This window comes from Staphylococcus sp. KUGN1 (assembly GCF_045984185.1).
Lineage (GTDB): Bacteria > Bacillota > Bacilli > Staphylococcales > Staphylococcaceae > Staphylococcus > Staphylococcus warneri_A.
The window spans coordinates 965,913-988,973 of sequence record NZ_JBJQIL010000001.1 but is presented as its reverse complement, the minus strand read 5'-3'; the positions used below and the strand labels follow the sequence as shown (position 1 = coordinate 988,973).

Annotated in this window: 25 protein-coding genes, 2 pseudogenes and 1 riboswitch; of the genes and pseudogenes, 24 read left to right on the top strand and 3 right to left on the bottom strand. The window is 30.8% G+C overall.

Features of this window, described 5'->3' with window-relative positions; all coding sequences use genetic code 11:
- Positions 1–224: 224 nt before the first annotated feature.
- From ACJQQZ_RS04845 to gcvPB, 15 genes and pseudogenes are all read left to right on the top strand, one after another.
- Entirely contained in the window at positions 225–779 is a 555-nt protein-coding gene (locus ACJQQZ_RS04845; RefSeq protein ID WP_049425175.1) for a 5-formyltetrahydrofolate cyclo-ligase, read from the top strand.
- Complete coding sequence (locus ACJQQZ_RS04840) at positions 776–2,230, top strand: rhomboid family protein (protein ID WP_124228275.1); 1,455 nt, start codon at positions 776–778, stop codon at positions 2,228–2,230. Before ACJQQZ_RS04845 ends, ACJQQZ_RS04840 begins: the two co-directional genes overlap by 4 nt.
- Complete coding sequence (locus ACJQQZ_RS04835; protein WP_002451885.1) at positions 2,220–2,423, top strand: YqgQ family protein; 204 nt, start codon at positions 2,220–2,222, stop codon at positions 2,421–2,423. Before ACJQQZ_RS04840 ends, ACJQQZ_RS04835 begins: the two co-directional genes overlap by 11 nt.
- Positions 2,420–3,406, top strand: coding sequence for an ROK family glucokinase (locus tag ACJQQZ_RS04830; RefSeq protein WP_049425179.1), 987 nt, complete (start codon positions 2,420–2,422; stop codon positions 3,404–3,406). Before ACJQQZ_RS04835 ends, ACJQQZ_RS04830 begins: the two co-directional genes overlap by 4 nt.
- Complete coding sequence (locus ACJQQZ_RS04825; protein WP_002451887.1) at positions 3,406–3,729, top strand: MTH1187 family thiamine-binding protein; 324 nt, start codon at positions 3,406–3,408, stop codon at positions 3,727–3,729. The genes ACJQQZ_RS04830 and ACJQQZ_RS04825 overlap by 1 nt, the downstream gene beginning before the upstream one ends.
- A 3-nt stretch (positions 3,730–3,732) precedes the next feature.
- Entirely contained in the window at positions 3,733–4,356 is a 624-nt protein-coding gene (locus ACJQQZ_RS04820) for an MBL fold metallo-hydrolase (RefSeq protein ID WP_049425182.1), read from the top strand.
- 46 nt (positions 4,357–4,402) lie between these two features.
- A pseudogene (locus ACJQQZ_RS04815) lies at positions 4,403–5,310 on the top strand (ATPase, T2SS/T4P/T4SS family).
- Positions 5,282–6,349, top strand: a complete 1,068-nt coding sequence (gene comGB, locus ACJQQZ_RS04810; RefSeq protein ID WP_408023087.1) for a competence type IV pilus assembly protein ComGB — start codon at positions 5,282–5,284, stop codon at positions 6,347–6,349. Before ACJQQZ_RS04815 ends, comGB begins: the two are co-directional and overlap by 29 nt.
- 12 nt (positions 6,350–6,361) lie before the next feature.
- The gene (comGC, locus tag ACJQQZ_RS04805) at positions 6,362–6,679 is read left to right on the top strand and encodes a competence type IV pilus major pilin ComGC (RefSeq protein ID WP_107533249.1); all 318 of its coding nucleotides are present in this window, start codon (positions 6,362–6,364) and stop codon (positions 6,677–6,679) included.
- Positions 6,657–7,097, top strand: a complete 441-nt coding sequence (gene comGD / locus ACJQQZ_RS04800) for a competence type IV pilus minor pilin ComGD (RefSeq protein WP_049425186.1) — start codon at positions 6,657–6,659, stop codon at positions 7,095–7,097. Before comGC ends, comGD begins: the two co-directional genes overlap by 23 nt.
- Before the next feature lie 197 nt (positions 7,098–7,294).
- Positions 7,295–7,792 (top strand): competence type IV pilus minor pilin ComGF, encoded by a 498-nt coding sequence (locus ACJQQZ_RS04795; RefSeq protein WP_049425449.1) that lies wholly within the window; start codon positions 7,295–7,297, stop codon positions 7,790–7,792.
- Between the two features lie 158 nt (positions 7,793–7,950).
- A complete protein-coding gene (locus tag ACJQQZ_RS04790; RefSeq protein ID WP_037552472.1) occupies positions 7,951–8,469 on the top strand; it encodes a shikimate kinase in 519 nt (172 codons plus the stop codon).
- Positions 8,466–8,564, top strand: a riboswitch (glycine riboswitch). It overlaps the preceding gene by 4 nt.
- 77 nt (positions 8,565–8,641) lie before the next feature.
- Entirely contained in the window at positions 8,642–9,733 is a 1,092-nt protein-coding gene (gcvT, locus tag ACJQQZ_RS04785) for a glycine cleavage system aminomethyltransferase GcvT (protein WP_002451895.1), read from the top strand.
- 18 nt (positions 9,734–9,751) lie between these two features.
- Complete coding sequence (gene gcvPA, locus ACJQQZ_RS04780) at positions 9,752–11,101, top strand: aminomethyl-transferring glycine dehydrogenase subunit GcvPA (RefSeq protein WP_145505307.1); 1,350 nt, start codon at positions 9,752–9,754, stop codon at positions 11,099–11,101.
- Positions 11,091–12,563, top strand: a complete 1,473-nt coding sequence (gcvPB, locus tag ACJQQZ_RS04775; protein WP_002451897.1) for an aminomethyl-transferring glycine dehydrogenase subunit GcvPB — start codon at positions 11,091–11,093, stop codon at positions 12,561–12,563. The genes gcvPA and gcvPB overlap by 11 nt, the downstream gene beginning before the upstream one ends.
- 139 nt (positions 12,564–12,702) lie before the next feature.
- On the opposite strand, the gene ACJQQZ_RS04770 is transcribed toward gcvPB, so the two are convergent.
- On the bottom strand, positions 12,703–13,089 hold the full coding sequence (locus ACJQQZ_RS04770) for a rhodanese-like domain-containing protein (RefSeq protein WP_002451898.1): 387 nt from the start codon (positions 13,087–13,089) through the stop codon (positions 12,703–12,705).
- A gap of 162 nt (positions 13,090–13,251) precedes the next feature.
- Here ACJQQZ_RS04770 and ACJQQZ_RS04765 point away from each other — a divergent pair, with 162 nt between their 5' ends.
- Positions 13,252–14,082, top strand: coding sequence for a lipoate--protein ligase family protein (locus ACJQQZ_RS04765; RefSeq protein WP_124228277.1), 831 nt, complete (start codon positions 13,252–13,254; stop codon positions 14,080–14,082).
- 78 nt (positions 14,083–14,160) lie between these two features.
- Here ACJQQZ_RS04765 and ACJQQZ_RS04760 read toward each other — a convergent pair whose 3' ends face one another.
- Positions 14,161–14,370 (bottom strand): SA1362 family protein, encoded by a 210-nt coding sequence (locus ACJQQZ_RS04760; RefSeq protein ID WP_002451900.1) that lies wholly within the window; start codon positions 14,368–14,370, stop codon positions 14,161–14,163.
- Positions 14,371–14,386: 16 nt separating this feature from the next.
- Positions 14,387–14,965, bottom strand: a complete 579-nt coding sequence (locus tag ACJQQZ_RS04755) for a hypothetical protein (protein ID WP_002451901.1) — start codon at positions 14,963–14,965, stop codon at positions 14,387–14,389.
- Positions 14,966–15,073: 108 nt separating this feature from the next.
- Here ACJQQZ_RS04755 and ACJQQZ_RS04750 point away from each other — a divergent pair, with 108 nt between their 5' ends.
- From ACJQQZ_RS04750 to accC, 8 genes and pseudogenes are all read left to right on the top strand, one after another.
- On the top strand, positions 15,074–16,135 hold the full coding sequence (locus ACJQQZ_RS04750; RefSeq protein WP_049425444.1) for a M24 family metallopeptidase: 1,062 nt from the start codon (positions 15,074–15,076) through the stop codon (positions 16,133–16,135).
- A gap of 25 nt (positions 16,136–16,160) precedes the next feature.
- On the top strand, positions 16,161–16,718 hold the full coding sequence (gene efp / locus ACJQQZ_RS04745; protein WP_002451903.1) for an elongation factor P: 558 nt from the start codon (positions 16,161–16,163) through the stop codon (positions 16,716–16,718).
- Between the two features lie 167 nt (positions 16,719–16,885).
- Positions 16,886–17,908 carry an N-acetyl-gamma-glutamyl-phosphate reductase gene (argC, locus tag ACJQQZ_RS04740; RefSeq protein WP_145505304.1) on the top strand — a complete coding sequence of 341 codons (1,023 nt, stop codon included), beginning with the start codon at positions 16,886–16,888 and terminating at the stop codon, positions 17,906–17,908.
- 13 nt (positions 17,909–17,921) lie between these two features.
- Positions 17,922–19,113 (top strand): annotated as a pseudogene (gene argJ, locus ACJQQZ_RS04735) (bifunctional glutamate N-acetyltransferase/amino-acid acetyltransferase ArgJ).
- A 10-nt stretch (positions 19,114–19,123) separates the two neighbouring features.
- Positions 19,124–19,867 carry an acetylglutamate kinase gene (argB, locus tag ACJQQZ_RS04730; protein ID WP_002451906.1) on the top strand — a complete coding sequence of 248 codons (744 nt, stop codon included), beginning with the start codon at positions 19,124–19,126 and terminating at the stop codon, positions 19,865–19,867.
- A complete protein-coding gene (locus ACJQQZ_RS04725; RefSeq protein ID WP_408023086.1) occupies positions 19,864–21,000 on the top strand; it encodes an acetylornithine transaminase in 1,137 nt (378 codons plus the stop codon). Before argB ends, ACJQQZ_RS04725 begins: the two co-directional genes overlap by 4 nt.
- A 228-nt stretch (positions 21,001–21,228) precedes the next feature.
- On the top strand, positions 21,229–21,699 hold the full coding sequence (gene accB / locus ACJQQZ_RS04720; protein WP_002451908.1) for an acetyl-CoA carboxylase biotin carboxyl carrier protein: 471 nt from the start codon (positions 21,229–21,231) through the stop codon (positions 21,697–21,699).
- On the top strand, positions 21,699–23,057 hold the full coding sequence (gene accC / locus ACJQQZ_RS04715; RefSeq protein ID WP_002451909.1) for an acetyl-CoA carboxylase biotin carboxylase subunit: 1,359 nt from the start codon (positions 21,699–21,701) through the stop codon (positions 23,055–23,057). The genes accB and accC overlap by 1 nt, the downstream gene beginning before the upstream one ends.
- The last annotated feature ends 4 nt before the right edge of the window (positions 23,058–23,061 follow it).

The window sequence follows — 23,061 nt, the reverse complement described above, 5'->3', positions numbered from 1 at the left end:
TAACTAAACAAATATTCAATACAAAAAGACGGAAATCTAAATTTAGATTCCGTCTTTTATTTTTTAAATCGATTCTTAAACATGATTTTAATTTTGACAATCATTCTACAGAATTTTGAACAATAGTTTCAATATAATAATTGTAATTACTATTATACGATTCAACTTAATGACATAAAATTACATAAACGTTATAATATGGGATAGTAAAAGTAGGTGAAAAAATGAATAAAAAAGAGATAAGATCGTCTATTTTAACCACAATGAAAAAACATTCTAATACTGAAAAAGATATTGCTGATGATTGGTTAGCTAATCAGTTTTTTAAATCTCAATCATATCAAGAGGCAACATCTATTGGTATAGTACTATCCTTACCACATGAAGTGAATACATATAAAATCATTCAACAATCACTGAAAGATCATAAAAAAATATTTGTTCCTGAAGTAGACTACAAATCCAAAATCATGACTTTTAAACAACTACTAGATTTGAATGAAATAGAACGTGATGAAAAAGGTATCTATCATTCTATATCAAATACTAATACATCAAATCAATTAGATTTAGTTGTCGTCCCTGGTGTCGGATTTAAAAGCGATGGATACAGAATAGGATACGGGGGCGGTTTCTATGATCGTTTTCTTTCTAAATTTAAACCGAATACAATTAGCTTATTATATGATTTTCAATTAATTGATTTTAAACCAGATGAACACGATCAACCTGTAGATGAGTTAATTATTTATAATGGCCACAAGTGGAGGCAAAAATGAACATAAAAAAGCAATTTTGGAAAACCATTTATTACTGGATTAGATATTTAAATTATGATGTTATAAGTAGAGAAAAAGATGATCAAGAAATATGGTTAAGTAATAAAAAAAAGAAGAGTATAGTCATATTTTCAAATTATGTTACCTCAACACAAGAAATACGTTTTGATAAAAGTAAAATTATTGAAAATCAAGAACAGATTGAGGTGCTTGTTGGATATAAACCTACATCATTTCAATTTTATTATTTTACAGACAAAACGTTAACAACAGATTCATTAGACGAAACATATCCTTTAAAGTTAAAATTTAAGATTATTAAAGAGGATAGAGATTTAGAACGTGTATTGCCAAATGTTATTTTAACTAAATTATTTAAGCGTAATGATTCTAAAAAAACGTCAGTCTCATATAGAAATAAAGTACTCTCAAACAATATTTTAGATAAACATATGCAACGTTTTTCACCCATTACATATATATTAATTATATCGAATGTTGCCTTATGGTTATGTATGATACTTTATTTCAACCGCTTTTCTGATATAAAATTACTAGATGTAGGTGGCTTAGTACATTTTAATGTAGTTCATAGTGAATGGTATCGATTAGTCACATCAATGTTTCTACACTATAATTTTGAACATATTTTGATGAATATGTTATCACTTTACATTTTTGGTAAAATAGTAGAATCAGTGTTAGGATCCTGGAAGATGTTAGCTATTTATTTATTTGCTGGCATTTTCGGTAATTTCGTATCATTGTCTTTTAATACAACAATGATTTCTGTTGGTGCTAGTGGCGCAATTTTCGGACTAATAGGTTCGATTTTTGCCATTTTATATTTAAGTAAAACATTTGATAAAAAAGTAATTGGTCAATTATTAATTGCTTTAGTCATTTTGATTGGTCTATCATTATTCATGTCAAATATTAATGTCATGGCTCACTTAGGTGGATTTGTTGGTGGACTACTAATCACTTTAATTGGCTATTATTTCAACGTAAACCGTAATATATTTTGGATATTATTGATTACTTTACTAGTTCTTTTTGTGGCAATGCAAATTAGAATATTTAGTATTAAAGAAGATAATATCTATGACAAATTAATACGTGATCAAATGTTATCGGGGCATTATGATGAAGCCAAAAAAATTGTTAACCAATCTATTAAAAAAGATTATGCAGATGATCAAACATATTACTTAAGTGGATTAATCACTGCTACTAAAAGTTCTAAAGCTGAGGCTATGGCAGACTGGGAACGCGGATTAAGATACTTTCCTAATTCCGGTATATTAAATTATGAAATGGCAATTGCCAATCGTTCATTAAAAGATAATGATAAGGCTATAAAATATATTAAGAAAGCAGTAAAAGCTAATCCTAATAATTCTCAATATAAAAATTTAGAAAAAGAGTTGAGTAAAAAAAGTGACTCGTAAACTTAATAATTTCTATGATGTTTTACAGTTATTAAAAAAATATGGATATATCATCTATTTCAAAGATCCACAAGATATGTATGAAATGATGTTACAAGAAATCAAATCTTTATACCATTTTGAGTTATTAACAAAAGATGAATATCTTAAATGTATAATGATAATAAACCAAAGAAGGAATGAACATAAATGACGAAAATTATTTTAGCTGCTGATATTGGTGGGACTACTTGTAAATTAGGTATATTTAATACTAATCTCGACCGTATTGAAAAATGGTCAATCCATACAGATACAACTGATCATACAGGAAAATTACTTTTAAAAAATATACATGAATCTTTTAAAGAAAAGGTAGCTGAACTAGGTTATGAAATGTCAAATGTGATTGGTGTGGGAATCGGTGTCCCTGGCCCAGTTGACTTTGAAACTGGTGTTGTCAATGGTGCGGTAAATTTACACTGGGAAGATAGCGTAAACGTAACTGAAATTTATCAAAGTTTCATAGATTGTCCAGTTTACGTAGATAACGACGCTAACGTTGCAGCATTAGGTGAAAAGCATAAAGGTGCAGGTAAAGGTGCTGATGATGTTGTTACAATCACATTAGGTACAGGCCTTGGTGGAGGAATTATTTCTAATGGAGAGTTGGTACATGGTCATAATGGTTCTGGTGCTGAAATAGGACACTTCAGAGCTGACTTTGATCAACGATTCAAATGTAATTGTGGTAAATCCGGTTGTATAGAAACAGTTGCCTCAGCTACAGGCGTTGTTAATCTAGTTAATTTCTATTATCCAAAATTAACTTTTAAATCATCAATCCTACAACTCATTAAGGATAATAAAGTAACAGCTAAAGCAGTATTTGACGCAGCTAAAGAAGGAGACCAATTCTGTATTTTCATTACTGAAAAAGTAGCTAATTATATTGCATACTTATGTAGTATTTTAAGTGTTACTAGTAATCCGAAATACATTGTTTTAGGTGGCGGCATGTCTACAGCAGGCTTAATCTTAGTAGAAAATATCAAAACTGAATATAGAAACTTAACATTTACACCTGCACAACAAGATACTGAAATTGTTCAAGCAGAGTTAGGAAATAATGCAGGTATCACTGGCGCAGCTGGCTTAATTAAAACATACATTTTAGATAAAGAGGATGTGAAATAATGGCAATTGTTGACGTTGTAGTCATTCCAGTAGGTACTGAGGGACCAAGTGTTAGTAAGTACATTGCTGAGATTCAAACAAAATTAAAAGAATATAAAGAACAAGGCAAAATAGATTACCAATTAACACCTATGAACACACTTATCGAAGGCGATTTAAAAGATTTATTTGAAGTAGTACAAGCGATTCATGAATTACCATTTGATAAAGGTTTAGATAGAGTTTGTACGAATATCAGAATTGACGATCGCAGAGATAAATCAAGAAAAATGAATGATAAGTTAAAATCTGTACAAAAACATTTAGATAATGGTGGGGAGTAAATTATGAGAATCTCTAGTTTAACTTTGGGGTTAGTAGATACTAATACGTACTTTATAGAAAATGACAAAAAGGTATTACTTGTGGATCCATCTAGTGAAACAGATAAAATTGTTAAAAAATTAAATCAAATCAATAAACCTTTAGAAGCAATCATACTTACTCATGCACATTATGATCATATTGGTGCTTTAGACGATATTATAAACAAATACAACGTACCAGTATATATGCATAAAGAAGAGTTTGACTTCTTAAATGATCCTGAAAAAAATGGTGCATCAAAATTTAAACAATATGGTATGCCACAAGTAATTAGTCAAGCTAAACCTGAAGCCCTTAATGAAGGCCCAGCACAAATTGGGGATTTTACATTTAATGTATTGCATACTCCGGGACATTCACCAGGAAGTTTATCATTTGTATTTGATGAATTTGCAGTTGTAGGTGATACTTTATTTAATAATGGTATTGGTAGAACTGATTTATATAAAGGTGATTATGAAACACTTGTTGATTCTATCAAAGATAAATTATTTGAATTAGAAGGTGATTTACCATTATTCCCAGGTCATGGACCTTATACTACAGTCGACGATGAACAATTGAATCCATTTTTAAATGGCTAAAGTAAATTTAACACCTCTTACGTTAATAAATGTAGGAGGTGTTTTTTTGAAAATATTATTTCAAGAGATAATTAATAAAGCCATAGTATATAAAGCAAGTGACGTACATTTTATTCCAATGGAACATTATGTTCATATAAAATTCAGAGTGAATGATACTTTAACACCCTACGAAACACTTGATATAGGGGTTTACCGTAAACTACTCGTTTTTATGAAATTTCAAGCAGGATTGGATGTGTCGACACAGCAAATTGCTCAAAGTGGGCGTTACACCTATAAATTAAGGTCAGTTTATTACTTACGTATTTCAACTCTCCCATTATCAATCGGCAGTGAAAGTTGTGTAATTAGAATCGTTCCTCAATATTTTCAAAATAAAAAGGAAACATATGAATTTAATGATTTTAAACATTTAATGAATAAGAAACAAGGATTACTACTTTTTACAGGACCTACTGGTTCTGGTAAAAGCACACTCATGTATCAAATGGTTATGTATGCTCAAAAAGAACTGAATCTTAATGTGATATCTATAGAAGATCCTGTAGAACAAATTTTAAAAGGCATTACTCAAATCTCAGTAAATACTAAGGCTGGTATCACTTATGCAAGTTCATTTAAAGCAATACTTCGATGTGACCCAGTGGCCATTTAGTATTAAGTACATTACATGCTAATGATTGTAAGGGGGCGTTATTGAGATTATTAGAAATGGGTATTACGATTCAAGAACTATCACAAGCTATCAATTTAATATCTAACCAACGATTAATAACCACATCTAGTCAACAACGCCAATTAGTATGTGAACTTATGTTTAAAAATCAAATCAATTACTTTTTTGAACATAATCAAACAATGCCTAGATCATTTAAACGTTTATCTTCAAAACTCGATGATATGACTAAAGAGGGTATTATATGTGAAACAATTGCTGATAAATATATTTAATCAATCAAGGCGTAAATGTTTAACTAAAGGCGAACAGTTAGATTTAATGCAACGATTATATCAATTATTAACAAATGGATTCACATTATACGAATCTTTTAAATTTTTGAACTTGCATTTTAAATATAAAGGCACTAAAACTCAAATGGAACTTATGGCTAAAATAGAAAATGGTGCGCACTGCTATGAAATATTTCAATATTTAGATTATGCTAATGATATCATTACTCAAATATATCTTGCTGAAAAATTTGGAAATTTAGAGGCAACACTAAATGAATCAATCCTTTTTTTAAAAAAGCAAATTCAAGTTAAACAAAGTGTCATTAAAACAATTCAGTACCCCGTCGTATTAATATTTATATTTTTTCTTATCTTACTAATCTTAAATATTACAGTAATACCTCAATTCAAAGATCTTTATCAAACAATGAATATTGAATTATCATCACTCCAATTAGTACTTTCCTCATTTATTTCAGGACTTCCTTATTTCATTTTATTTCTCAGTTGTTTTATTTTAGTTATTTTTATCATCTTTCATATTAGTTATAGAAAAATGCCAATAATAAAACAAATTCATTTAATGAGCAATCTACCTATAATAAAAAGCTACTATAAAATTTTAAAGACATATCAATTATCTACTGAACTTGCTCATTTTTATCGTAATGGAATTAATCTACAGCTCATCGTAGAAATCTTTCAACAACCGAATAGTAATCAATTCCACAAATATTTATGCGAAATAATTTTAAAGCAGTCCAATCAAGGTGAAAAACTTCCTAATATTTTAAAGCAATTAAGATGCTACGAAAATGATTTGATCAAGTTCATAGAACAAGGTGAAAAGAGTGGAAAACTTGATATTGAATTAACACTGTATAGTCAAATACTAGTACATCAATTTGAAATATTGGCAAAGCGACATATCAAATTCATCCAACCCATAATATTTCTAATGTTAGGTATATTTATTGTTTCTTTATATTTATCTATCATGCTACCAATGTTCGATATGTTGCAATCAATAAATTAGAGGTGTGAAATAATGAAAAAAAACGACTACTCACTTAAAACTAAAGCTTTCACCTTAATCGAGATGCTATTAGTATTATTAATAATAAGTTTATTACTTATTTTAATTATTCCTAACATTGCCAAACAAACGGCTCATATACAATCAACCGGTTGCGATGCACAAGTTAAAATGATAAATAGCCAAATTGAAGCTTATACACTAAAACATAATAGAAATCCTAATACTATACAGGATTTAATTACAGAAGGATATATTAAAGAGAATCAAAGAAGTTGTAAAACAGGTGAAACAATTTCAATAAGTAATGGCGAAGCAATTGCAAATTAAAGCATACAATTTTATAGAAATGTTAATGGTGTTATTTATTTTGTCGATTTTATTGGTATGTACTATAAGTAGTAAAAATCTATTAACGATATCAAAGAGCAATGATGACATGAATATCAATCAACTCATCACTCAAATAAATTATTTAAAATCAAAAGCAATTGGCGAAAAACAATCAATCACTTTAATATTTTATAATCAGTCTTCTAACATTAAAGTTATAGAAGAACACGGTAATAAATATCACATAAAAATAAGAGATGGAAAGATCGTAAAAATAACAAAAATAAACCTAATTACCTTTGATAAAAATGGTAATATTAATCATTTTGGTTCGCTAGACATTAAAATGAAACATTCAATATATAAAGTTATATTTCATATTGAGAAAGGACGAATAAGGTATACCAAATTATAAATTAAAGGGCAGTTTAATGCTGGATAGCTTATTTGCATTTTTTATCATGAGCATAATCACCTTAACATTTATTGAAATGATTAATCATTTACTGATTAATTATCAAAATCAGATAGATAATATCGAGATGCAAAAAATAATCATTGTAAGCTTAAATAAATTTGATTTAAATCATTTGAAGCAAGGGGTTAATATAGATGATTTTACAATTAAATTATCTAATGAGGAAATTTGTACCACAAACAACCAAAATAAAAAGCGCTATTGTATTAAAAAATAAACTACCAAGTTTTACATTTATTGAAATGATTTTTTCATTAATGATAACTACAATTCTACTAACTTCCGTACCATTAACTATCAAAATGATTGGTCAATATAAACAAATAGCTTTAGAAAATAGTTCAATAGAATATGAATTTTTTCATAGTGACTTTTTAAAAGAACAAAAAGAAGGTGCAATTAACCCCATCATTAAAGAAAGACATACCTTACACTTAATCAATAAAGAGAAGAATATAGAATATATTTTCAAAAACAATAAAATATATAAACAAATAAATGGTAAAGGCAACATTACATTGCTGAACCAAGTAAGTATGGTTAAAATTATAAAGACGAACAATAATATCACCAAAATCATTCTGAAGGTAGGAAATACGAATTATTCTCAATTCAAAACATTATATTTATAAACAAAAAGCATTTATCAGTCCATTCTTGATGATTATTTTTTCTATATATTTAACAATTATATCTTTTTATATAACTCAATATAGTTTAAAATTAAAGACAACACATAACTTAGAAAAAATATATAAAGAAGTTATCGTTAATAAGCTTATAGAGGTTGATGTTGTTGAAAAATCTAGAAATACCAATCATTCTAATAGGGTTCATGGGAACCGGTAAAACAACAGTAGGTCAATATTTGATGAATCAATTACATCTAAGCTATGTAGATTTAGATGACTATATTGAAAAAAGAGAAAATATAACTATTCCTCAAATATTTAAGGAAAGAGGAGAATCTTACTTTAGAAAATTAGAATTTAAATATTTAAGTGAATGTATCAATCAATTTGATATCATATCTACTGGCGGTGGAATAATTGAAAATTCTGCTTCATTGGATCTATTAAAAAATCAGAAACAAGTCATATGGTTAGATTGTGATATAGAGATTGTCTTTAATAGAATAGTGAATGATCCTCATCGCCCTAATGCGAATAATAAGTCCCTAGAACAACTAAAAAACTTGTATTTATCAAGGATTTCAAGATATAATGAAATCGCATTCATGAAAGTGAATAGTAACCAAAATGTATCTGAAATTTATCAAGAAATAACAACTTTATTAAGTAGCGATTGATCAGTATTAGAGAGCATAAAAAGATAACTTTTTATCGCCGAAGGTGCAAGTAATTTTATTACGAAACTCTCAGGCAAAAGGATAATACTGTAACGCGTTCCTGGAAAAAATATTTAAACAGGGTAGCAAGCTTTTGCTATCCTGTTTTTAAATAAATATAGGGGGTTTTCAAATGACAAGTGAGTTAAAAAAGACGCCATTATATCAAAATTACGTAGACAGTGGTGCTAAAATTGTAGAATTTGGTGGATGGGCAATGCCTGTTCAATTCTCAAGTATCAAGGAAGAACACAACGCAGTTAGATATGAAATTGGATTGTTCGATGTAAGTCATATGGGAGAAATTCAAATTCAAGGTAATGATGCGAAATCTTTCGTACAATATATTTTATCCAATGACACTAATAATTTAACAGATTCTAAAGCACTATATACTGCATTATGTAATGAAGAAGGTGGCATTATTGACGACTTGGTTACATATAAACTAGCAGATGATAACTATTTATTAGTGGTTAATGCTGCCAATACTGATAAAGACTTTAAATGGATTGAAAAACATGCTAAATCTTTTGATGTTGAAGTTAAAAATGTATCTGAACAATATGGCCAATTAGCACTTCAAGGTCCTAAAGCTAGAGACTTAATGCAAAAATTAGTAGATATTGATATTTCTGAAATGGGAATGTTTGAATTTAAAAAAGATGTTCAATTATTCAATAAAAATGTTATTCTTTCTCAATCTGGTTACACTGGCGAAGATGGCTTTGAAATTTATTGTGATGCCAATGATACAGTAGCTATCTGGGAAGGATTACTAGAATATGACGTAACACCATGTGGTCTAGGAGCTAGAGATACTCTAAGATTAGAAGCAGGTCTTCCTTTACATGGTCAAGATTTAACAGAATCAATTACACCATATGAAGGTGGTATCGCATTTGCTGCAAAACCATTAATTGAAGAAGACTTTATTGGTAAATCTGTTTTAAAAGACCAAAAGGAAAATGGATCATCTAGAAGAACGGTTGGTTTAGAACTTTTAGATAAAGGTATCGCTAGAACTGGCTATGAAGTACTAGACTTAGATGGTAATCAAATTGGAGAAGTAACTTCAGGAACAAAATCTCCTTCATCTGATAAATCAATTGCATTAGCTATTATCAATAGAGACGCATTTGAAATGGGTAGAGAGTTATTAGTACAAGTTCGTAAAAGACAGGTAAAAGCTAAAATCGTTAAGAAAAATCAAATCGAAAAATAGAACAAAGGGGTGGACAAGTTGAGTCATCGTTATATTCCGTTAACTGATCAAGATAAGCAAGACATGTTAGACACTATTGGTGCTAAATCCATTAATGAATTATTTGGAGATGTACCTTCTGATATTTTATTAAATAGAGATTTAGGAATAGCTAGTGGAGAAGCAGAAACTACTTTACTAAAACGACTAAACAAAGTAGCAAGTAAAAATATTACTAAAGAAACACATACTTCTTTCCTAGGTGCAGGTGTTTATGATCATTATGCACCATCAGTTGTAGATGCAATGATCTCTAGATCTGAATTTTACACTGCTTATACACCATATCAACCTGAGATTTCTCAAGGGGAATTGCAAGCCATTTTTGAGTTCCAAACATTAATTTGCGAACTAACTAATATGGATGTAGCAAATTCATCAATGTATGATGGTATGACTAGTTTTGCAGAAGCTTGTATTTTCGCATACAGTCATACTAAGAAAAATAAAATTGTTGTATCAAAAGGATTACATTATCAAGCATTACAAGTATTAAACACATACGCTAAAACGCGTGAAGAATTCGAAGTTGTAGAAATTGATTTAGACGGTACGATTACTGATTTAGAAAAATTAGAACAAGCTGTAGATGATGATACTGCAGCAGTTGCCGTGCAATATCCTAACTTCTTTGGTTCAATTGAAGACCTAGAAAAAATTCAAAGCTTTATTGAAGGTAAAAAAGCATTATTTATCGTGTATGCAAATCCATTAGCATTAGGTTTATTAACACCTCCTGGTTCATTTGGAGCTGATATTGTAGTAGGTGACACACAACCATTCGGTATCCCAGCACAATTCGGTGGACCGCACTGCGGTTATTTTGCAACGACTAAAAAATTAATGCGTAAAGTACCAGGCAGACTAGTTGGTCAAACACAAGATAATGAAGGAAACAGAGGATTCGTTCTCACGTTACAAGCACGTGAACAACATATTCGCCGCGATAAAGCGACTTCAAATATTTGCTCTAACCAAGCTCTAAATGCATTAGCTTCATCAATCGCAATGTCTGCTTTAGGTAAACAAGGTGTTTATGATATTGCTGTGCAAAACTTTGAACATGCAAATTATGCTAAACAAGCATTTAAAGAAGCTGGATTCAATGTCTTAGAAGGTACATCATTTAATGAATTCGTTGTTGAATTTAATCAATCAATCAGTGAAGTTAATAAAGCATTAGCTCAAGAAGATATTATTGGTGGCTTCGATTTAAGTGCTGTTTCTAATGAGTTTGAAAATCATATGCTAATAGCTGTTACTGAATTAAGAACAAAAGATGAGATTGATACATTTGTTAAGAAAGCTGGTGAAATTAATGGTAAGTAAATCAAGCCCACTTATTTTTGAAAGATCTAAAGAAGGAAGATATGCCTATTCTTTACCGCAAAGCGATATTAACAATAAATCATTTGAATCAATTTTAGATGATAAATTTATTAGAAAAGAAAAAGCTGAATTTCCTGAAGTAGCAGAATTAGATTTAGTTCGTCACTATACAGAATTATCTAATAAAAACTTTGGTGTAGACTCAGGATTCTATCCATTAGGATCATGTACTATGAAATACAATCCTAAAATTAATGAAAAAGTTGCAAGAATTCCTGGCTTTAGTGAAGCACACCCATTACAAGATGAAAATCAAATCCAAGGTTCTCTTGAAATTATATATAATTTACAAGAAGAACTTAAAGAAATTACAGGTATGGATGAAGTGACGCTTCAACCAGCTGCTGGTGCACACGGTGAATGGACTGCATTAATGATTTTCAAAGCGTATCATCAAAATAATGGAGAGGGACATCGTGATGAAGTTATTGTTCCTGACTCAGCACATGGTACAAACCCTGCTTCAGCATCATTTGCTGGCTTTAAATCTGTAACCGTTAAATCAAATGAACGTGGCGAAGTAGATATTGATGACTTAAAACGTGTTGTTAATGAAAATACTGCTGCTATCATGTTAACAAACCCAAATACTTTAGGTATTTTTGAAAAGAATATTATGGAAATCAGAGAAATTGTTCATGAAGCAGGAGGACTATTATACTACGATGGTGCAAACCTAAATGCTATCATGGATAAAGTTCGTCCTGGTGATATGGGCTTCGATGCTGTCCATTTAAATCTTCATAAAACATTTACTGGCCCACATGGTGGAGGCGGCCCAGGTTCAGGTCCTGTCGGTGTTGTTAAAGAATTAGCTAGTTACTTACCTAAACCAATGGTTATAAAAGAAAATGATTATTTTAAATATGATAATGATATTAAAAACTCAATTGGACGAGTAAAACCATTTTACGGTAACTTTGGCATCTATCTAAGAGCATATACTTATATTAGAACAATGGGTGCTCAAGGATTAAAAGAAGTTTCTGAAGCGGCAGTATTAAATGCTAATTATCTTAAAGCACGATTAACAGATCATTTTGAAATTCCATATAAACAATACTGTAAACATGAATTTGTCTTAAGTGGAATTAAACAAAAGCAATATGGGGTAAGAACTTTAGATATGGCTAAACGTTTATTAGATTTTGGTGTACATCCACCTACAATTTACTTCCCATTAAATGTTGAAGAAGGTATGATGATTGAACCTACTGAAACAGAATCTAAAGAAACTTTAGATCATTTTGCTGATACGTTAATTCAAATTGCTAATGAGGCGAAAGATGATCCAGATAAAGTACTCGAAGCACCTCATACTACTATTATCGACAGATTAGATGAAACGACAGCAGCAAGAAAACCAATTCTTAAATTTGAAAACTTACATGCTGAAAAATAATACACAATCTAAACATTCCTCTACTCATTTAACTGTAGAGGAATGTTTTTTTCATAAAAAATGAGTGAAAAGAATAAGACATTTATTTGTCTTAAACATTTCACTCATAATACATAAACATTAATCTAGGCTAACCTAACTATTTTTTGGACTTGATTTTACCAGTCCATTTTTTATAGCCGCCTTTAAGCATATAAAGATCTGTATAGCCATTTTTTCTTAACATACGAGCAGCACGATAACTTGCAATACCATTTGCATCACAAAGATAAATGGGTTGGTCTTTTCTTAGACCTTGGAATCTTTGTTTAAACATAGTAATTGGAATATTTCGTGCGCCATTGATGTGACCATAATCATAGTCAACTTTTTCTCTAACATCAACCACTTGTGCTTTACGTAAGCCTTTGTGAAAATCATTTTGGTCTAATTCTGTGACAGCTCGTTTATTAAGAATTTGTTGAACGACCATATAACCAATTATTATAACTAATATAATAATTGCAATATACAAAGAGATACTCATGTTGCATCCTCCCTAATTTACCGATATTATAATTATAAGACTGTTAGAACAAATTATCAAAATATTTTTATGATATCACAGATGTTTTAATAATTTATTCAAAATTAATAAGCAAAATAGCAAATTTTGTTACTAAGCATACATTAATGGGGGATTTTAATCATGACAGAAACATGGAACTTTATTAATACTGGTAGTCACGATCCATATTATAATATGGCAATGGATGAAGCATTACTTAATTTCGTATCTAGAGGTGAAATTGATCCTGTCATTCGTTTCTACACTTGGGACCCAGCGACATTATCAATTGGCTACTTTCAACGATTAACTAAAGAAATTGATATCGAAAAAGTGAAGGAAAAGGGCTATGGACTAGTAAGACGTCAAACTGGTGGTAGAGGCGTATTACATGATAAAGAGTTGACTTATAGTGTTATAGTACCTGAATCACATCCTAAAATGCCATTGACGATTACAGAAGCTTATAGAGTTATTTCACAAGGGTTATTGGAAGGATTCAAAAACTTAGGTTTCGATACTTATTTTGCTGTTCCTCGTTCGAAAGAAGAAAGAGAGAAGTTAAAGCAACCACGTAGTTCTGTATGTTTTGATGCACCAAGTTGGTATGAACTTGTTGTCGAAGGCCGTAAAATAGCAGGTAGTGCTCAAACACGTCAAAAAGGGGTCATTCTTCAACATGGTTCTATTTTACAAGATATAGATATCGATGAACTATTTGATTTGTTCATTTTCAAGCATGATCGCTTAAAAGCTAAAATGAAAGAAGCATTTGTAGACAAAGCAGTAGCTATCAATGACATTTCAGAACAACATATTACTTTGAATGAGATGGAAAAAGCTTTCGAAGATGGATTCAAAAAGGGATTACAGATTGAATTTAAACCATTAACTTTAACTGATGCACAGTTAGAAGAAGTCAAAGCATTGGAAGAAAAATTCCGTTCAGATGACTGGACTTATAGAAAATGATATTTAATTAAAACAAAAAGCAGTAGTCATTCATATCAATTTGATAAAGATGACTACTGCTTTATTTTAATTTGATTATTATTTACGTTTACGATACTTACGTTGTGCTCTTTTATATTTACGCTGTTCTTCTGTTAGGAAGAAGAAATAATATATAAGATATATGATTAATACTAAAATTGCAAAGCTAATCAACATTCTAACGATTGAAAATAGAAACACATCTAAATTCATAATTAAACCAAATGCTGCAATAGCTAACACAATATAAAACCAAATATTTTTCATTGAAATTCACCTAATTCTAATTTGCATCTGTTTGTATAGTAGATAATTTTTGCTGTCCTTTATCAATTTTCTTTTTATCTTTTTCTTGATATCCTGTCTCAATCTTATCAAAGGCAGCAGTAATATCTTTATTTAAACTGCTAATATTTTTTTTAGTTTGTTTATCTTCACTAGTCATCGAATCTTCATCGATATCAGAATTATACGTATTATATGCATCATCTAAATCAGAAGTTATCGTCGATAATTTCTTTTGGATAGATTGACTACCTTTATTTTTAGTTACATCAGGTTTAATGTCATTATACTTATCAACTGCACTTGCTACTTTGTCATAATACGTAGAACTCGCCTTTAAATTTTTCTCTTTTTTCTTATTATCTGCTGTTTGTTTGCCATTCTCTTTATCTTTTTGTAATCCTGCAATCGTCGACTTTTGATTACTAATGTCTTGATTTAATTGTTGAATGTCTAATTTTAATTGATGATTGTCATCTCTTAGTTTTGTAGTTTTATCTTCGAGTGGTGCAAGATTTTGACTACCACAACCAGCTAATAAACAAGATGCGCCAATCACGATTATATATCTCTTCATGATTATCTCCCTAAACTAAAAACTATTATATTATTTATTGATTATGCTATCATTTTAATGTATTCATATAAAATGTACAAACGTTAAACAAGATTCGGAGGGGATTCTATGAACAAATTAGAACAAGTACACCAACTTTTACAACAAAAAAAGCTAGACGCAGTTGTTATTCTTTCAGATTTTAATAGAAGATATTTATCTGAATTCACAGGTACAAGTGGTGCTTTAATTATTACTCCAAACCATCAATATTTAATCACAGACTTTAGATACATCGAACAAGCAAAAGAACAAGCTTCAGAGTTTGAGATTATAAATAGAAAATCTGATTTAATATCTGAAATAAAATCAATATTAAAAGAAGAGGGCTTAAGTAACGTAGGATTTGAAGGTCATAAAGTAAGTTATGATACTTATATAGAATTAAGTAAAGGCATGATCACATTAATCAGTATTTCTGATGCTATTGAAAAAATCAGAGAAGTAAAATCAAATACAGAAATTGAAATAATCAAAAAAGCAGCTCAAATTGTTGATGAAACCTATGATTATATTTTATCAATTGTGAAAGCAGGTATGACTGAACGCGAAGTAAAAGCCGAACTAGAAAGTAAAATGTTACATTTAGGTGCAGATGGACCATCTTTTGATACAATAGTAGCATCTGGTCATCGAGGTGCTTTACCACACGGTGTTGCAAGTGATAAAATTATTGAGCAAGGTGATATGGTTACATTAGATTTTGGTGCATACTATAAAGGTTATTGTTCAGATATCACAAGAACTTTTGCAATAGGTGAACCAAATCCTAAAATGAAAGAAATTTATGATATAGTATTAAAAGCACAACAAAAAGCGCTCAATGAAATCAAACCGGGTATGACAGTAAAAGAAGCTGATGCACTTTCCCGAGATTTTATTGAAGCACATGGATATGGTGAGGAATTTGGTCATTCATTAGGTCATGGTATTGGTTTAGACATACACGAAGGTCCATTACTATCTAAAAATGCATCTGGTCAACTTCGAGTAAATAATTGCGTCACTATTGAACCAGGTATATATGTTGATGGTTTAGGTGGCGTTCGAATTGAAGATGATATCTTGATGACAGAAAATGGTTGTGAAGTCTTTACTAAATGCACAAAAGACCTTATTATTTTAAAATAAGCGTGTATATTGAGGAGGAAACTGAATGATTTCAGTAAATGATTTTAAAACAGGTTTAACAATTTCTGTAGATAATGGCATTTGGAAAGTAATTGATTTCCAACATGTAAAACCAGGTAAAGGATCTGCTTTCGTACGTTCAAAACTACGTAACTTAAGAACGGGTGCTATCCAAGAAAAAACATTTAGAGCTGGTGAAAAAGTAGAACAAGCAATGATTGAAAATCGTCGCATGCAATACTTATACGCTGATGGTGATAATCATGTATTCATGGATAATGAAACATTTGACCAAACAGAATTACCAGGCGACTACTTAAAAGATGAATTAAATTACTTAAAAGCCAACATGGAAGTACAAATTCAATCATATGATGGAGAAGTAATTGGATTAGAATTACCAAAAACAGTAGAATTACAAGTAACTGAAACTGAGCCAGGTATCAAAGGTGATACTGCAACAGGCGCTACTAAATCAGCTACTGTTGAAACAGGTTACACACTTAATGTACCTTTATTTGTAAACGAAGGTGACATTCTTGTTATCAACACTAGTGATGGAAGTTACATTTCTAGAGGTTAATTTAGAAAAAATAATTTAACAATAAATACATAACTTACGACAACGTAAGTTATGTATTTTTTTATGCAAAGAATTTGAGGAGTATCTAGTCAATCATTATATTGTGCACTTGATTTTTCGTATTTTATAACATAAATTTGTATAAAAATACGAAAAGAGGTTTAAGTATGCGCATAAGTATTGTAGGAATCACTGGATATTCCGGGCTAGAGCTACTACGCCTTATACATCATCATCCTCATATTGAGGTATCATCTATACATGCCACTCAATCAATTGGTAAATCAATTTCAGAATTATATCCACATTTAAAAGGTATATACGATTTGATTGTACAACCATTTGATGCAGATGAAATTATGAAACATAGCGACCTAGTTGTATTCGCAACGCCAAGCGGCATTGCTAGTCAATTATCATCAAAATTTGTTAATTCAAATTTTCCAGTTGTCGATATTTCAGGTGATCATAGATTACCTTCAGATGAATATAAATTATGGTACAAAAAAGAACCTGTTAATAACGATATTCAAAAACAGTTCACCTATTGTTTGCCAGAATTTACTACATCTTCGAACCATCGATTTATTTCAAACCCAGGATGTTATGCAACTGCAGTTGAACTGGCACTTATTCCTTTGTTACAAAACAAATTAATCCAACTAGACTCAATTATCATTGATGCTAAAAGTGGCTTGTCAGGTGCTGGAAAAAATCCTACAACAGCTAGTCACTTTGTAAATATAAATAACAATTATTTAACTTATAAATTAAACGAACATCAACATATTCCTGAAATTATACAAATGTTAAAACACTACGATCACAATTTACAGAATATTCAATTTTCTACTTCTTTAATACCTGTAAATAGAGGCATTGTAGCAACAATTTACTGTAAACTGAAAAGTTCAACTTTTGCTCAACAGATTACCGAAACATATGAGTTAATTTATAAGAATAAACCTTTTATACGTATACTAAGAACCATGCCACAATTAAATGAAGTTGTTGGAACAAATTATGTGAATATTGGATTTAAATATAATGATAAAACAAATATTTTAACGGTTATGGTAGTACTAGATAATTTAATCAAGGGCGCTTCTGGACAAGCACTACAAAATATCAATCTTATGTTTGGTTTTGATGAAACCGAAGGACTTTGCAGTGTACCTCCATTAGTGTAGTGAGGAGTATAAAATGAAAGAAATTACAGGAAATATTGCAAGCCCAAAAGGTTTCACTGCAGATGGAATACATGTAGGAATTAAAAAAAAAATTAGATCTAGGATGGATTGTGTCAGAATGCCCATCAAGCGTTGCTTATGTTCAAACTACTAATAAAGTCAAAGCAGCACCTTTAATTTTAAATAAAAGAACAATACAAACTACTGGAAAAATTCAAGCCGTGATTGCCAACTCAGGCATAGCCAATGTTTGTACAGGACAGAAGGGTATGGAAGATGCCATTTCAATGCAACAACAAGTATCAGAAACGCTAGGTATCAATCAAGATTTCATTTGTGTTGCTTCTACAGGAATTATTGGTCAACGTTTACCAATGTCTAAAATTAAAAAAGGTATTCAACAGTTAAACAAAGATGGTAATGCGAATTATTTTGCAAAAGCAATCTTAACTACTGATTTAAATACAAAAACATGTGTCGTAACTGAAAAATTTGGCCAGACAACTGTAACCATGGCAGGTGTTGCCAAAGGTTCAGGTATGATACATCCTAATATGGCTACAATGTTAGCTTTTATTACATGTGATGCTAATATTTCTACGGAAACTTTACAAGAAGCACTAAAAACTAACATTGATAAAACATTTAATCAAATTACTATCGATGGGGATACATCTACTAATGATTTAGTACTAGTTTTATCAAATGGTGTAGCTAATAATAAAGAAATTTTACCAAACACTAAAGAATTCAAAACATTTTGCAATATGTTAGAACATGTTATGCGTTCACTAGCGATACAAATTGCCAAAGATGGAGAAGGCGCTACAAAATTAATTGAAGTGACAGTAGATAAAATGCCAAATGAAAAATCTGCAAGAATGATAGCCAAGACAGTTGTTGGTTCAAATTTAGTAAAATCAGCCATATATGGAGAAGATCCTAATTGGGGACGTATATTCGCAGCTATTGGTTATACCCAATCTAACTTTGATATTAATAACGTTGATATCTTAATAGAAGACATCCCCGTCATGATTGGCTCAACACCAATCACTTTTGATGCTGAAACTATGCGCAATAAATTAAAAAATAAAGACATTCATATCAACATTAATATGCATCAAGGTAATAAATCAGGTACTGCATGGGGTTGTGATTTAACTTATGATTACGTAAAAATTAATGCATTATATACAACATAGAGGTAACAAAATGAATCAAATTATTGTAATTAAAATGGGCGGTATAGCCATAAAGCATTTAAGTAAAAACACTATAATGCAGATAAAGAATTGGATTAAACAAAATGATCAAATTATTATCGTTCATGGTGGCGGTAATGTTATTGAATCACTATTGATGAAAGCAAATCACCCTACAGTTAAAAAAGATGGATTGAGAGTAACTGCTAAGGAAGATTTACCAATTATTAAAGATGCCTTGTTTAATCATGTCGGTCAAAAATTAACAAGTGATTTAAAAGCAGCGAATTTAAATGTGAAGCAATTAAGAGAAGATCAATTATCAATCATTCAAGCGGATTATTTGAACTATCAACACTATGGCTCTGTAGGTAAAAATATACAAGTAAACGTAAATGCAATTCAAAATTATTTAATTCAAAATATGATTCCTGTTATAAGTTCTATCGGTACACATCAAGATGGTGAATTAATTAATATCAATGCCGACCATTTAGCAACAGCAATTGCTATCGCAATGAAAGCACGTAAATTAATATTAATGACTGATGTTAAAGGTGTGATAGAACATGGAACTTTGATAAAAAGATTAAATATTAACCACGTGCAATCTAAAATCGACAACCATATTATTACTGGTGGTATGATACCTAAAATTAATAGTGCCGTATCAACAGTTAAGTCCGGCGTTCAAGAAGTTATTATTGGAGATAATTTATTAACAGGAACAATCATAGAAGGGAACATCAAATGAGTTACTTATTTCAAAATTACAAAAGAGCAAATGTCGATTTCGTTAAAGCAGAATTAAATGAGTTATTGGATACAAACGGTAATAAATATCTCGATTTTTCTTCGGGCATCGGTGTAACAAATTTAGGTTTTTATCCATACGTTAAAGAACAATTAGAGAAACAGGTTGCTCAAATTTGGCATACTCCCAATTTATATTTAAATACGCTACAAGAAGATGTGGCCCAATTATTAGTACGTCAATATGACTATTGTGTATATTTCTGTAATAGCGGTGCTGAAGCAAATGAGGCGGCTATTAAATTAGCACGTAAATATACAGGCAAACAATCAATTATATGTTTTGATCAATCATTTCATGGCAGAACATATGGTGCAATGTCTGCTACAGGTCAAGGAAAAATAAAAGCAGGCTTTGGAGATGTAGTTCCTCACTTTAGTTATGCAAAATTTAATGACATCAATAGTGTGAAATCACTAATTACTAAAGATACAGCAGCTATCATGCTTGAACTTATTCAAGGAGAATCTGGCATTCACGTCGCTAAATCATCCTTTATCAAACAATTAAGTCAACTGTGTCATGCACATGACATTTTATTAATCGTTGATGAAGTTCAAACTGGCATTGGACGAACAGGTAAATGTTTCGCTTTCGAACATTATGATATTGAGCCGGATATTGTCACTTCTGCAAAAGGTCTTGCTAATGGCGTTCCTGTAGGCGCTATGTTAGGTAAGAGACGTCTATCGCATGTCTTTGATTATGGTAGTCATGGGTCTACATTTGGCGGAAACAAACTTGCAATGACAGCTGCAAAAGCCACATTAGAAATTATCAATAAAGCTCATTTTTTAAATCATGTTTCAAAAAAATCAGAAGAATTATTCTTCAAATTAAATAATGCATTAGTAGACAATCCTCATATCATTGACATACGTGGTAAAGGATTAATGATCGGTATTGAAACTGATTTAGACTTATCGCAACTTGTAGTCAAAGCACGTGAACGTGGTTTAATTATTTTAACTGCCGGTCAAAATGTCATCCGATTATTGCCACCACTAACCATTAGTTCACAAGAAATTAATCGTGCTGTAAGGGTATTGAGAGACATATTTAACGAATCATAATTTAACTCTAACGTGATGATATGATGTACTATCATGTCATCACGTTTATTATTTTAAATTAGTTATTTAGACTATTACGCCATGACTTAGTTTATCTCCTGATACTATGATTTTAAGCCAACAAGTCCATTTCAAAATATAGGATATCTTATCATGCTTGAATTGAAAGGTTGTCTCAAGTAAAATAGACGGGTAGATGAAAACAAACTGAAGGAGTCAGTAATAATTATGAACTTTAAAGAAATAAAAGAATTAATAGAGATTCTTGATCAATCAAACTTAACAGAAATTAACATTGAAGATAATAAAGGTAGCGTTGTTAACTTAAAAAAAGAAAAAGAAACTGAAATTATTACACCACAAGTGGCACAACAACCGGCACCATCTATTGCTCAACCTCAAGTTGCTCAATCTGCACCACAAGTCAGTGATAATGCGCAAGCACAAGAAGAAGTGGCAGACAATTATGAAACAATTAATGCACCAATGGTTGGTACATTTTACAAATCACCATCACCAGAAGAAGGTGCTTACGTACAAGTTGGAGATAAAGTCTCAAATGACACAACTGTTTGTATTTTAGAAGCAATGAAACTATTTAATGAAATCCAAGCAGAAATCTCAGGTGAAATTGTTGAAATATTAGTAGAAGACGGACAAATGGTAGAGTATGGCCAACCGTTATTTAAGGTGAAATAATGAAAAAAGTACTTATCGCAAATCGTGGTGAAATCGCAGTTAGAATCATAAGAGCTTGCCACGAGCTAGGTATTCAAACAGTTGCTATTTATTCAGAAGGAGACAAAGACGCCTTACATACTCAAATTGCTGATGAAGCATATTGCGTTGGTCCAACTCTGTCTAAAGATTCATATTTAAATATCCCTAATATCTTATCAATTGCTACATCAACAGGATGCGATGGTGTCCACCCAGGTTACGGTTTCTTAGCTGAAAATGGTGACTTTGCTGAATTATGTGAAGCATGCCAATTAAAATTTATCGGACCTAGCCATGAATCTATTCAAAAAATGGGTATTAAAGATGTCGCTAAAGCGGAAATGATCAAAGCCAATGTTCCTGTTGTTCCAGGTAGTGAAGGTTTAGTTCATAATATTGACGATGCGAAAAAGGTCGCTAAAAAAATTGGTTACCCTGTCATTATTAAAGCCACTGCTGGTGGTGGGGGTAAGGGTATACGTGTAGCTCGAGATGAGAAAGAACTTGAAACGGGGTACCGAATGACACAACAAGAAGCGGAAACTGCATTTGGTAATGGTGGATTATATTTAGAAAAATTCATTGAAAATTTCCGTCATATCGAAATTCAAATCATCGGTGACAGTTATGGCAATGTGATTCATTTAGGTGAACGTGACTGTACAATTCAAAGACGTATGCAAAAATTAGTAGAAGAAGCACCTTCACCAATTTTATCTGAAGAAACACGTCAAGAAATGGGTAATGCAGCAATTAGAGCTGCTAAAGCTGTAAACTATGAAAATGCTGGAACAATAGAATTTATTTATGATTTAAATGATGATCAGTTCTACTTCATGGAAATGAATACCCGCATTCAAGTTGAGCATCCTGTTACTGAAATGGTTACAGGTGTAGACTTAGTCAAATTACAATTAAAAGTCGCAATGGGTGAGGCATTACCATTTAAACAAAAAGATATCAAAATTAACGGACATGCGATTGAATTTAGAATTAACGCCGAGAATCCATACAAAGATTTCATGCCATCTCCTGGTAAAATCACTCAATATTTAGCACCAGGTGGATTCGGAGTCAGAATTGAATCTGCATGTTATACTAATTATACAATTCCACCATATTATGATTCGATGGTTGCTAAACTTATCGTGCATGAGTCGACAAGAGATGAAGCAATCATGACAGGTATCAGAGCGTTAAGTGAATATTTAGTTTTAGGAATAGATACTACGATTCCATTCCATTTAAAATTATTAACAAATGATATCTTCAGAAGTGGTGAATTTAATACTAAATTCTTAGAAAAATATAATATTATGGCTGATGACAACCAATAGGAGG